Annotated in this window: 14 protein-coding genes; 5 read left to right on the top strand and 9 right to left on the bottom strand. The window is 44.1% G+C overall.

Annotated features, from left to right (window positions below):
- Positions 1-8: 8 nt before the first annotated feature.
- The 7 genes from A3738_RS12235 to A3738_RS12205 all read right to left on the bottom strand — a co-directional run bounded on the left by A3738_RS12235 (position 9) and on the right by A3738_RS12205 (position 5,791).
- On the bottom strand, positions 9-512 hold the full coding sequence (locus A3738_RS12235; protein ID WP_068476893.1) for a FixH family protein: 504 nt from the start codon (positions 510-512) through the stop codon (positions 9-11).
- Positions 513-538: 26 nt separating this feature from the next.
- The gene (ccoG, locus tag A3738_RS12230) at positions 539-1,990 is read right to left on the bottom strand and encodes a cytochrome c oxidase accessory protein CcoG (protein ID WP_068476987.1); all 1,452 of its coding nucleotides are present in this window, start codon (positions 1,988-1,990) and stop codon (positions 539-541) included.
- 88 nt (positions 1,991-2,078) lie between these two features.
- Positions 2,079-2,999 carry a cytochrome-c oxidase, cbb3-type subunit III gene (ccoP, locus tag A3738_RS12225; RefSeq protein WP_068476985.1) on the bottom strand — a complete coding sequence of 307 codons (921 nt, stop codon included), beginning with the start codon at positions 2,997-2,999 and terminating at the stop codon, positions 2,079-2,081.
- The gene (locus tag A3738_RS12220) at positions 2,992-3,177 is read right to left on the bottom strand and encodes a CcoQ/FixQ family Cbb3-type cytochrome c oxidase assembly chaperone (protein WP_068476983.1); all 186 of its coding nucleotides are present in this window, start codon (positions 3,175-3,177) and stop codon (positions 2,992-2,994) included. Before A3738_RS12220 ends, ccoP begins: the two co-directional genes overlap by 8 nt.
- A 7-nt stretch (positions 3,178-3,184) precedes the next feature.
- Positions 3,185-3,790: a cytochrome-c oxidase, cbb3-type subunit II gene (gene ccoO, locus A3738_RS12215; RefSeq protein WP_068476981.1), complete on the bottom strand. Its 606-nt coding sequence runs from the start codon at positions 3,788-3,790 to the stop codon at positions 3,185-3,187.
- Between the two features lie 13 nt (positions 3,791-3,803).
- Positions 3,804-5,231 carry a cytochrome-c oxidase, cbb3-type subunit I gene (ccoN, locus tag A3738_RS12210; protein ID WP_068476979.1) on the bottom strand — a complete coding sequence of 476 codons (1,428 nt, stop codon included), beginning with the start codon at positions 5,229-5,231 and terminating at the stop codon, positions 3,804-3,806.
- A gap of 272 nt (positions 5,232-5,503) precedes the next feature.
- Complete coding sequence (locus A3738_RS12205; protein WP_068475457.1) at positions 5,504-5,791, bottom strand: antibiotic biosynthesis monooxygenase; 288 nt, start codon at positions 5,789-5,791, stop codon at positions 5,504-5,506.
- Positions 5,792-5,854: 63 nt separating this feature from the next.
- Here A3738_RS12205 and tusA point away from each other — a divergent pair, with 63 nt between their 5' ends.
- Positions 5,855-6,082 carry a sulfurtransferase TusA gene (gene tusA, locus A3738_RS12200; protein WP_068476977.1) on the top strand — a complete coding sequence of 76 codons (228 nt, stop codon included), beginning with the start codon at positions 5,855-5,857 and terminating at the stop codon, positions 6,080-6,082.
- Between the two features lie 21 nt (positions 6,083-6,103).
- On the opposite strand, the gene A3738_RS12195 is transcribed toward tusA, so the two are convergent.
- Together A3738_RS12195 and dsbD are read right to left on the bottom strand one after the other, a co-directional pair.
- Positions 6,104-6,970, bottom strand: coding sequence for a DMT family transporter (locus tag A3738_RS12195; protein ID WP_068476974.1), 867 nt, complete (start codon positions 6,968-6,970; stop codon positions 6,104-6,106).
- Positions 6,967-8,841, bottom strand: coding sequence for a protein-disulfide reductase DsbD (dsbD, locus tag A3738_RS12190; RefSeq protein WP_068502376.1), 1,875 nt, complete (start codon positions 8,839-8,841; stop codon positions 6,967-6,969). The genes A3738_RS12195 and dsbD overlap by 4 nt, the downstream gene beginning before the upstream one ends.
- Positions 8,842-8,990: 149 nt before the next feature.
- Here dsbD and A3738_RS12185 point away from each other — a divergent pair, with 149 nt between their 5' ends.
- The 4 genes from A3738_RS12185 to A3738_RS12170 all read left to right on the top strand — a co-directional run.
- Entirely contained in the window at positions 8,991-9,575 is a 585-nt protein-coding gene (locus A3738_RS12185; RefSeq protein WP_068473209.1) for an elongation factor P hydroxylase, read from the top strand.
- Between the two features lie 70 nt (positions 9,576-9,645).
- Positions 9,646-11,022 carry a DEAD/DEAH box helicase gene (locus A3738_RS12180; RefSeq protein WP_068476972.1) on the top strand — a complete coding sequence of 459 codons (1,377 nt, stop codon included), beginning with the start codon at positions 9,646-9,648 and terminating at the stop codon, positions 11,020-11,022.
- A gap of 32 nt (positions 11,023-11,054) precedes the next feature.
- On the top strand, positions 11,055-12,197 hold the full coding sequence (locus A3738_RS12175) for a 4-phosphoerythronate dehydrogenase (protein WP_231876636.1): 1,143 nt from the start codon (positions 11,055-11,057) through the stop codon (positions 12,195-12,197).
- 41 nt (positions 12,198-12,238) lie between these two features.
- The coding region (locus A3738_RS12170; protein ID WP_156504232.1) for a flagellar brake protein at positions 12,239-12,588 on the top strand (350 nt) is incomplete at its 3' end.

The following is a 12,588-nucleotide window of genomic DNA, read 5'->3' as shown; positions in this document are numbered from 1 at the left end:
AGGTATGGCTAGGGTGCAAGCAAATAGTTTTCTGTTGGCAATGAGGTTTTTTGACGAACTCTCCATGACTCATCATGCGCATATAGATCGAGATACCAGTTTCCGCTAAGGTTTTCAGGTACTTCTGCGACATACGGACCTTCAGCGGTAGGTAAGAATTTTGTCACTGAATCTCTCTCTCCGAGAGTAGGGTGGACAAGTTTGAGCGTAACAAAAGGCTCTTTTGTTTTGGCTAGACTTTTCAAGTCTAGTAGCGCGTTGCCTTCTGCGTCAATACTGACATAGGCGCGTACAGCAAGTTTTTTAGCTAGACGATCTTGCCCAATCGTTTGGTTTATATCGAGCCCATCTTTGTAATAGTTGTCACTAACGAGTGAGTCTTTACCGTTCACTGCATGGTAGATCATGATGCTACTGAGAAATACAGAAGCTAAAGGGAAGAACATAATAAAATACAGCCAGTTTCGTTTTTTTGGATCTGGCTGTTTAGATTGGATTGTTTGACTCGACATCAGGGTTCCGGGCTAAGTTTACATAATCATTCGCGAGCGCCGAGGAAGCGGCTTTCGGAATGAGCTATTAGATCTGGGTTATCGAGAGAGTTTACCGTAAAACTAATCTCGTTACTGCTACTAGGGAGTAGTGATGGCTTTGCTTCAACAATTGTTGGCAAACTATACACTTCACCCGATTTCACTGTGATTTCTGATCGCGTGGCGAGACGAACTTCAGGAATGCCATCGACCTTAATCGCGAATCGCTGAGTCTCGTCCGTCATATTGACGATCTTAAGGGTGTAAGAGTTTTCAATATGACCAAGACCATTTAGTTGGAATAGCGAGCCTCTATCACGAATAACGTCTAACTCTAAGGGGACTCGTCCAAGAATATGGTTGAAAAATGCGCCGGTCATAATAATGAGCAATACACCATATGCGATCGCTTTAGGACGCAATATATGACTTTCTTTGCCTTGTAAGCGGTGTTCAGTGGTATAACTGATCAGCCCTTTCGGATACTCCATTTTTTCCATGATGGAGTCACAAGCATCGATGCAGAGTGCGCAGCCAATACACTCGTATTGGAGGCCATCTCTTATGTCTATGCCTGTTGGACAAACTTGAACACACATGCCGCAATCGACACAGTCGCCAAGGCCCTGTTCTTTGTAATCTGAGTTCCGCTTGCGGCTACCGCGAGGATCTCCTCGCGTAGCGTCATAGGCTACGGCAAGTGTATCGTCGTCATACATCACTGACTGAAAACGCGCATAAGGGCACATGTAAAGGCATACCTGCTCTCGTAACCATCCTGCATTCATATAGGTTGCGAGCGTGAAGAATGCGATCCAGAAAACTGCCCAGCCATTGGCAGAGTAGGTAAATAAGTCAGGAACAAGCTCTCTAATTGGGTAAAAGTACCCCACGAATGTCAGGCCAGTTCCGAATGCTACCGACAGCCAAAGAAGGTGTTTAATACCTTTTTTGGTGATCTTGCTGATGTCGTTGTCGGACTTATCTAGCTTCATGCGCTGATTTCTGCTGCCTTCTACCTTTTCTTCAATCCACATAAAGATAAACGTCCATGCGGTTTGAGGACAGGTGTAGCCACACCAAAGGCGACCAAATAAAGTCGTCACGAAAAATAGTGCGAATGCAGAGATGATCAGCGTGACTGCCAGTAAGAAGAAATCTTGAGGCCAAAAGGTGATTCCGAAAACATGGAATTTTCGTTCTGGAAGATCGAAATGTACCAGCTGTTGGCCGTTAATGGAAATCCAGCAAATAGCGAAGTAGGCGAGCATTAATGCCCAAAGTGTGTAGCGTCGTATTCCGTGGAAAAAACCAGTAATTTTCTTAACGTATATCTTTTTGCGTGAAGCGTAGAGTTCGACGGTCTTTGTGACGCCGTCTTGTGCCGTTGGGCTGCTATAAGTTTCGAGTTTTTCTGCGCCTGGTTCTATGTTTTTAACTGGAATTTTATTCGACATACGCTCTCTTCACTGGTTGCGTTAAATACTGACGAAATAGGCTTTTTTGATGGTAGAGCCCTTCGAAACAAGGGCTCAGGAGTGTCGTTTACTTTTGAGATAAACTGATCACGTAAGCGGTAAGAAGATGGATTTTCTCTTCGCTTAAACGATCTGATTGAGCAGGCATTACGCCAGCACGACCATAAAGTAGTGTGTGCTTCATACGCTTAGGCGTAGAACCATATAACCAAATATTGTCAGTTAGATTGGGTGCGCCAATAGCTTGGTTACCTTTTGCATCAGGGCCATGACATGCAGCACACGCAGTTTGATACATCGCTGCACCACGCTCTGCGGCTTCCTGGTCATCACTACGACCACTAAATGCAAGCAGGTAATGCACCATGTCATCGATCTGCGCATTGGTCATGTCGGGGTTTAAACCCCTAGCAGGCATGTTGCCCATACGGCCATTTACTAGCGTTGCTTTGATAGCTTCAGCTGAACCGCCATACAACCAATCATCGTCTGTTAGGTTAGGGAAGCCGATACCGCCGCGTGCTGCTGAACCGTGGCAAACTGCACAGTTATTGGCAAACAAGCGTTGACCAACTTTCATTGCTTCTGCGTCTTGCGCTAATTCTTCAATTGGAGTCGCGCCGTAAGCTTCGAAGATTGGGCCATATTTAGCTTCAGCATCTTCAACTTCTTTTTGCCACTGATTGACCTGAGTCCAAGGCACACTGCCTTCTTCTAGTTCAATCGATAGCATTCCTTTGTAGTTACCTAGTCCTGGGTAGAGGACATAGTATGCGAGGGCGAATACACAGGTTGCAACGAACATGTATAGCCACCACTTAGGTAACGGGTTATCAAGCTCTTCGATCCCATCGAAAGCGTGACCTACTGTTTGATCAGTCTCAGTGTCAGTGGTTTGGCTCTTACGTGTTACGTATATCAACCACAAGCAGCCGAAAATTGATCCTAAACTGATTATTGAAACCCAAAAGCTCCAGAAACTAGTCATGATTATCTCTCTCTTTTTCGCGCAACGTTCGTTCAGCGATATCTTCATCGTCAAATGGGAGGTTGGAAGCATCTTCAAAGTCTTTCTTCTTTGAATTACTAAAAGCCCACCAACATATTCCTGCGAAGACGATCATCACTAATATTGTCGAAAGTCCCCTTAGCGTATTTATATCCATTATTTGCTTACTTGTTCCCAATCAACGTACCGAGGTTTTGAAGGTAAGCAACAAGCGCTTCAATTTCAGTCTTACCTTTTACTGCATCTGAAGCTCCTGCAATGTCTTCATCAGTGTATGGGACGCCAACTTTACGGAGAGCCTCCATTTTTTTAGGTGTTGTCTTATGATCGATTTTAGCGGTGAACAGCCAAGGGTAAGCTGGCATCTTAGACTCAGGTACAACATTTCGAGGGTTGTACATATGAGCTCGGTGCCAATCATCACTATAGCGACCGCCTACACGCGCTAAGTCAGGACCCGTACGCTTTGACCCCCATAAAAATGGGTGGTCGTAAACAAATTCACCAGCTACTGAGTAATGGCCATAACGCTCTGTTTCTGCGCGGAACGGACGAATCATTTGTGTGTGACAAGTATGGCACCCTTCACGGATATATATGTCACGACCTTCTAGTTGTACCGCAGTATAAGGCTTAAGTCCCTCGACAGGTGTTTTCATATCCTTGTTAAAGAAAAGAGGTACAACTTCCACTAAGAAACCAAAGCTTATTGCGACAATGATTAATGGGATCATTAGGCCAAGGTTTTTCTCAATTATTTCATGGTTCATTCTATCGCTCTCCTTAAGCTTGTGCTGGCACTGAGTCGAGTGCTTTAGCACTTGTTTGTCTAATAGTTAGCCAAACATTAAGGGCCATAATAAGCATGCCTGACAGGAAGATAGCTCCGCCGATTAATCTGACGACATACCCATTATGGCTCGCTTCTAGAGATTCAACAAAGCTATAAGTGAGAGTGCCATCGGTATTGACTGCACGCCACATTAAGCCTTGCATGATTCCGTTAACCCACATCGCTGCGATATATAGAACTGTACCAGCCGTTGCTAGCCAGAAGTGAAGGTTGATCAATGAAATACTGAACATTTCTTTCACACCGAATAGGCGAGGGATTAGATGGTATGTTGCACCGATCGAGATCATAGCTACCCAGCCTAATGCTCCAGAGTGAACGTGGCCAATAGTCCAGTCTGTGTTATGTGATAGCGCATTCACGGTTTTAATCGCCATCATCGGACCTTCAAATGTCGACATTCCGTAGAAAGAAAGTGATACAACAAGGAAGCGTAGAATAGGGTCAGTTCGTAGTTTGTCCCAAGCACCAGATAGCGTCATCATACCATTGATCATGCCACCCCAAGATGGAGCAAGAAGAACAAGAGACATAACCATGCCGGCTGTTTGTGCCCAATCTGGAAGTGCGCTGTAGTGAAGGTGATGGGATCCAGCCCAAACATAAAGCGAGATTAAGGCCCAAAAATGGACAATAGATAAGCGGTAAGAATAAACAGGTCGTCCAGCTTGTTTTGGAACGAAGTAATACATTATTCCTAGAAAGCCTGCAGTCAAGAAGAAACCTACTGCATTGTGGCCGTACCACCATTGCATCATTGCATCGACTGTGCCTGAGTATATAGAGTACGACTTCATAAAGGTAACTGGAATAGCCAAATTGTTACCGATATGGAGTACTGCAACCGTCAGGATGAAGCCACCGTAGAACCAGTTCGCAACATAAATATGTTTGGTTTTGCGCTTAGTGATAGTGCCAAAGAATAAAATCGCGTAAGAAACCCATACTAGTGCAATTAAGATATCAATTGGCCATTCAAGCTCAGCATATTCTTTTGTACTAGTGAAGCCCATTGGAAGAGTTATTGCTGCTGCAACAATAACTGCTTGCCAGCCCCAGAATACGAATGATGCGAGAGAGTCTGAGATCAAACGTGCTTGACAGGTTCTCTGTACAACGTATAACGATGTTGCAAACAATGCGGAACCGCCAAAGGCGAAGATGACCGCGTTAGTGTGCAGTGGTCGAATACGGCCAAAACTCAAGTATTGGTTGTCGAAGTTTAACTCCGGCCAAACTAATTGAGCGGCGATAAATACGCCTGCAGCCATGCCGACAATTCCCCATACCACCGTCATCACGGCGAATTGTCGTACAACTTTATAGTTGTAAGTGATTGGGTTGATCTCGTTGCTCATTATTGAAGATCCATTCAGTTGCGTTTTCGAGGCTTGCTTTAATTCGAATCAAAGCGTTCAGAAGCTGGTCGGAAATCAGCACTTAGTTTATTTGCCATTGTGATCTAGGGCAAAAACCTAGATGGCGCGAAGAATAAATGTAGCACTATGCAAAATCAACCAAATCTGCCGCTAAATTGATTTCGCTCAAGAGTTTAGTTCAACTTTAGAAAGATGAACAAAAAGCGAACAGTTGTAGGGCTAAAGCTGAAACCTCAGCCCTGATGCGGGGTTTAATGACGGGAGTCAAGAAGAGTGACGTGTTCTTCTCTTTCAAGCATCAGCGAAAGCTTAGACATAGCTTCTTTTCGCTCGGAAGATTCGAACCATTTATCCCAGTCTAATTTACTACGCCACTTGCAAAGAATGACGTGGTGACGAGGATTTTCGATATCACTTAAGGACTCTCCCGAGATAAAACCGGGGGCTTTTACTGAGGCTGCAAGCACCTCAAGTGCTGCATCTTCATAATTCTTTTCAAGTGTTTCAGCAATGTAGCGATTAATTATTACGCGAATCATACTTTATTCCGTTGTATCAATGTTTAAAATGCACTGTATAAATCATAGCTTAGAAAAACGAATATGGAATGTGATATAGAGTTAGATGCTACTGGATTATTGTGTCCGGAACCGGTCATGCTGCTGCATGAAAAAATGCCCGATATGGAAAGCGGTGCAGTATTAAAAGTGCGCGCGACAGATCCATCGACTACGCGAGACATTCCTCAATTTTGCAGATTTTTAGGGCACACCCTGCTTGAGCAGCACGAGGAAGACAAAGCTTTTATCTATTTTATTCAAAAAGCATAACGTTAATTGATTGTTGGGTGATCACTTCACTTTCATGTTGATAAGGCCCGCAGCGACAACAAATCCTGAACCTACGAATATTGCAAGTGTGATGGCCTCTCCCCAAAATGCCCACCCAATGTAAGCGGTGAAGATCAGCGACGTGTAGGTGTATTGTCCTATTTTTCCGGCTTCTGCCCGTTTGTAGGCATAGGTCACGAGTAATTGACCTAATGTGGCAACTCCGGCAAGCGTCAATAACAAGGTAAACTGATTAAAAGACGGTTCTGACCAGTTCTGAAGCGCAACCGGCAACGACGCTAAACTCGCAAACAAACCGAAGTAAAACACGGTTCGCAAGGCGGGCTCTCCGCCGCCCATCTTACGGATAGTGACTTTTGCCAACGCCGCGAGACACGCACCTAACAAACCAATTCCTACCAGAGATAGCGCATCGAATGTGGCTGACATATTCTGTTGAAGCTTAGGCTCACTAATAATGCACACACCTATGAAACCAAGAATGATGGCAAACCAAGTTGCTGCAGAACTTATTTCTTTTAGCCACAATGCTGCGATCAATGGGATAAAAAACGGTGTGCACAGTTTTAAAAGAATCGCCTCGGTAAAGTGCATGCGGCCCAAAATATAAAAGAAGCAGCTCATTGCACTGACACCTATCAAACCACGCACTAAGTGCAGATGCATTTGCTGGCTTTTAAAACCTGTAAAGCCAAACTGATGAATGATCAATGGGATGATGATAATGAGCGCGAGGGAGTTGCGGAAAAACACAATGGTTTCTGTACTCAGGTCGGCGCTCATATATTTTATAAGCGCCCCCATGATGGCAAAACAGATTTCACCGCCAATAATTGCGGCGATGGGTAGTGCTAATGACGAATTCATTCTGAATTTCCAAGAGCTCGATTTAATCGCTCTTGGAAACGCTTCTTCCCAATTTCACCAACAACTCTAAGTTGCTTCATTTCGTTTTGATTTGTATCGAAAAACAGATAAGAAGGCGGGCCAAATATTTCGTATTTTTCCATCAATGCAATGTTGCCTGCATCATTTTTAGTCATGTCTGCTTTGATGAGGTAATACTGACCAAGCTTGTCGGCAATATCTTGTTGCGGAAAGACGTCTCTTTCCATAATGATGCAGCTAATACACCAGTCGGCATATATGTCTACAAAAGCAGGCTTGCCAGCAAGTTTTGCATTTTCTAGCTCGTTTTGAAGATCTTTTAAAGAGTAGACCTTGATAAACGGGAGCTTACTTTCACTCAGAACTGCACTGGTAAGCGGTCGCATAGGATCATTCGATCCTTTAATTGCTCCAAATAGCCAGAGCGCACCGATCAGCAACAGTAGCGAACCCAAAGTGTATTTGATGGCGCGGGTATGAATTTTGTGTGTTCTTTGAGTAAATACGTATATCGCGGCACCGACAGAAAGAACGCCCCAGAGTGCTAAACCTATGTTTCCTGGAACGAGACGGTTGATTAGCCAAACTGCAACGCCAAGCAATAGCATGCCAAAGATAAACTTGCTGTAGTTCATCCAAGCGCCTGCTTTCGGAATAAAACGCGCACCACCTACTGCCACAATAATCAACGGAACGCCCATGCCAAGCCCTAAACTAAATAGCGACACAAAACCAAGTCCAGCATCATTGCTTGTACTGATATAAATGAGAGCGCCGGCAAGGGGAGCAGACACGCATGGCGATACCAGTAGGGCAGATAGGGCGCCGATGAAGAAAACACTCGCTATTTTTCCGCCGCTCAGTTTAGCGCTCTGGTTCTGTAGTCGATCACGAAGAAAAGCTGGGAGTTGCAGTTCATATAGTCCAAACATCGCCGCAGCGAGTGCTATGAATACAATCGCAAAAAAGATAAGAACAATCGGGCTTTGCATTGTTGCTTGAAGGTTCGCGCTTGCACCTAATAAGCCGACTGTTAGGCCGAAAGCTGCGTAGGTGAGTGCCATGCCAGCGACATACGACAATGCGAGACTAAAATTGCGCCCCCAATTTTTTTGCGAGCTTTGATTATTGCCAGCCACAATCGTTGTGATAATCGGAATCATCGGCAGTACGCAGGGCGTAAAGGTTAATCCGAGGCCAAGCAAAAAGAATATAGCTGCTGTTGCTAAGGCAGAGTTCTCCTGCATGAATGAGAATATCGAAGAAGCATCGTCTGTACTTAAACTTAGTGATTTTGCCTTGATTTGTGCTTCGATGTCTTCGAGCACTGGGGCCGGTGCATTTTCTACGGGAAAGTAGAGTACTGTCTTTGCTTGCGGTGGATAGCATAGGCCAGCGACAGCGCAGCCTTGGTAAGTGATTTTGATTTCCGTTTCTTTAGCATCGCTAATGAGCGTGACTGGTAATTCCATTTGAAGTTCGTTGTACACAACACGTGTCATCCCGAAATAGGGGTCGTTCTCTTCAATCCCTGAGTCTGAAAAATTAGGTGTGCCGAGTGTCGCGTTGGAATCTAGTAGGCTGACCTCGATTTTGCTTTGGTATAAATAATAGCCTTCGGTAATTTTCCAAGATGTTCTGAGCCCTTTAGATGTCACTTGAACATCAAAAATAAATGCCTCGTCAACGGGTAAAAATTGCGAATTGCTTGCGCCAAAGCCGTCTGAATCTAAATCAAAATTGAAGGAAGCATTAGCAGCACTAGAAAATACTGAAAAAGAGAGGAGTAACAGAGTCCATAAACGAGCTTTAATGTGTGAGTCGAGTATGCGACGTGCTGTTTTTATCATAACCACTTGATGTTCCCAGAAAATATTCAACGCCAATACGAACACAAATAATGCAAAAGGTTCCAATTGAAACTTAAGAGGCGCAATAGAATCGGCTATGATACCGCGCTTTATTAGAACTGGCTCTAATTATTAGTAAACCACGACATATGATTGACTGCGTTAGTGCACAAAATTTCAGTGAAATCTTCAATCGGCAATTCGAAGAAACTGAAAATACAGTAGTTGTGATAGGGGCTTCTGAGCCTTATTACGTTCCCGCACAAATGACTGCGAGTTTCTCGGGCGGTGAAGGTATTGCAGTGAGTGCTAAATCTCGCATTTTTTCTCGAAGTGACTATCCTGCCAGCGTAATGCATGAGGTCGCGCATTGGTGTATCGCCGGCAAAGAACGGCGTACTCAATTAGATTATGGCTATTGGTATGAGCCCGATGGTCGCGATGAAGCGCAGCAATCTGTCTTTGAGCGGGTTGAGGTAAAACCTCAAGCCTTGGAGCGAATTTTATGTTGTGCAGCAGGATTTCGTTTTCGTCTTTCGGCAGACAATGCGAACGACCCTTTATGTCGGCCAAGCAGTGCTTTCGTAGCAGATGTGCAAGAACAAACGATAAAGTATCTCGTGGAGGGCTTACCTGATAGGGCGGCTAAATTCGCAGAAGCACTAAATGCCGTGTTTAAACCTCAGACCTGCTATTTAAATTTAAGCAGTTATGTAGAAAGCGATCTGTTATAGTGTTCGGCCATTGAACGGCACACACCCGTGATCAGTGTTATTGAATTATTTTATGTAGGCGTTTTAAAGCATGTTTGGTGGCCTTTTTAAGTCAAAAACCTCCCCTGAAAATAAACAAGAGTCGCAGCAGAAACCGCGCTCTAGTTCATCTAAAGCAAAGGCCTCGCAAAAGACAGGTAAGCCTAAGAGTAATCAACGCTCCTCTAATCAACGTGCTAAGACTAAAACGCCTGAGCCAGCGTGGAACCCTTCCCAATATAAAGTCGACCCTGCTGAGGGCAAGACGAGGTTCCATGATTTAAATCTTGAGAATGAATTGCTGCACGCAATTGCTGATTTGAAGTATCAGTATTGTAGTGAGATTCAAGCTGCATCTTTACCGTACACACTTCAAGGCCATGACTTTATTGGTAAAGCACAAACTGGTACCGGTAAGACAGCGGCGTTTTTAATCACCATTATTAACGATTTGATGCTGCGCCGTATTCCTTCTGAAGAACGATATGCGAGTGAACCACGTGCACTTATTCTTGCTCCAACGCGCGAGCTAGCCCTTCAAATTGAAAAAGATGCAAAGGCGCTGACGAAATATGCCGGTTTAAATATTTACTCTGTTTTAGGTGGCATTGATTACCAAAAGCAACGCGATTTTGTCAGAAACAACGTGATTGATATTTTGGTGGCGACGCCAGGTCGTCTTATTGATTTCCTTAACAGCGGTGATCTGTATCTCGATCAAGTCGACACATTAGTGATTGATGAAGCGGATCGAATGCTCGATATGGGCTTTATTCCAGATGTGAAGCGCATTCTTGGTCGTTGTCCGAAGGTTGATCGTCGACAAACCTTGTTGTTTAGTGCGACGTTTAATCAAGATGTCTTGAATTTATGTCAGCGTTGGACGCGCAATCCAATACATATAGAAATTGAAGCAGAGCAGCTAACGACTGAAAAGGTTGATCAGAAGATATTTATGGTTTCTTCTGATGAGAAGCTAGAAATTATTTGTCGATACATCGATCAAAATGATGTGCGTCGCGCCATTATTTTTGGTAACCGTCGCGATGAAACAAGACGTTTAGAGGCTGCTCTAAAAGCGAAGGGTATCAAAGCCGCTTTGCTGTCTGGAGAGGTTCCTCAGCATAAGCGTATTAAAACACTCGAGCAGTTTAAAAACGGAAGTATTGAGATTTTAGTTGCTACGGATGTAGCAGGACGCGGTATTCATGTTGACGGCGTGAGTCATGTATTTAACTATAATCTTCCGGATGATCCTGAAGATTATGTGCATCGTATCGGCCGAACTGGACGCGCGAACGAAACAGGAGTTTCTATCTCTTTTGCCTGCGAAGATGATGCATTTTTGTTGCCTGAGTTAGAACAATATATTGGCATGAAGTTAAACTGCGAATATCCTGCACATCTACTCGATAAAAATAATAGTTAATACATTGCTGGTTGATCTTGGCCAGTACTGAGGTGCTTTTGAAGATCGTCGCTGATGAAAATATTCCTCTTCTAGGTCGCTTTTTTAGCGACCTGGGTCAACTACAGGCGATGCCTGGACGAGAAATTACAAACGCAGATTTAAAGGACGCCGATATTCTTTTAGTGCGGTCCGTGACTGCGGTGAATGAAGAACTCTTGGCCAGCAGCAAGGTTCGATTCGTCGGCTCGTGCACGGCGGGCATTGACCATGTCGATACCGATTTCTTATCAAACAATAATATTCGATTTGCGAGTGCGCCCGGCGCAAATGCTAACTCCGTTGTCGAATACATATTGAGTTGTATTTCAATTCTTGCTGATACGCATGACGTTGATTATGAGCATACATCGGTAGGTATTGTTGGTTATGGAAATGTCGGTAGTTTACTTGATAAAAAACTACGTAAACTGGGCGTTAAGACCTGCGTTTATGACCCGTTTGTTAGTTCTGATACGCGAAGCTTCAATACTTTAGAAGAAGTGCTCGAATGTGATGTGGTGAGTCTTCATGTGCCTTTGACAGATCATGCCGAATATCCGACGCGTTACATGATCGATGAGGCGCAGTTAGACGTTTTGAACGGCTCGCAAGTGTTGATCAATACTGCTCGAGGTGGAGTGATTCGTGAATCGGCATTGAAGAAGCGCCTAAGCCAAGATAACCCGCCCACGGTGATCTTAGACGTTTGGGAAAACGAGCCAAATATTGATGTTGAATTAGCAAAGATGGTGTATTTAGGGACACCTCATATCGCAGGTTATAGTTTCGACGGAAAAGTCTCCGGAACAGAGCGTATCTATCAATCAGTTTGTCATTTATTAGGGCTACCCACTAGGCATTCCCTTGGTCAGTTCTTGGAAGAACCGCCTTTATCGAGAATGTCATTTACTTCAAATGCTGATACTAATTGGTGTCTACACACGGCGATTCGAGCTTGTTTCGATGTCCGTCATGATTCGGGGCAGTTGATGCGTGTGTTGCAAGGAACTGAGCCTGAACGTACCAAGGGCTTTGATGCTCTAAGAAAAAATTACCGTTGTCGTCGCGAGTTTTCTGGTGTGAAAATTCAATTAAAACAGGGTGATTCTGAGTTGTTTTCGAAGTTCAAAAGTCTAGGGTTCAATATCAAATAAATTTTTCTTTGGCGCCAAATTCACAGAGAGGTGATGCTGCCGTGCAGACAGTTGTTCAACAAAGATATCCTGAAAAATTGAGTTTCAGTGATTTACGTGTTCCTACTGGTATGCCGCTTACTTTAGATTTGGCAGCCCCAGCTCGTCGTGAGCAGGTACGTTTAATTGGTGTTGAAAAAGATACGGCTTTAATCGTGTCTTTACCTGAAAAGGCATTGAAAGATCTTTTAAATGAAGGTTCTCTGTTAAAAGCACGATTCTTGTTGAAAACTGGCTTTGTTAATTTTGGGGTACGCGTGTTGGCATTGGTTTCTGAGCCATTTCCGCATATGTTTTTGTCATATCCCAGTATGATTGAAATGCGAAAAGTGCGCAGTGCAGAGCGTGTCAC

It is taken from the genome of Oleiphilus sp. HI0066 (assembly GCF_001635725.1).
The sequence above is the reverse complement of the archived record's forward strand: the minus strand, read 5'-3'. Positions and strand labels throughout refer to the sequence as shown.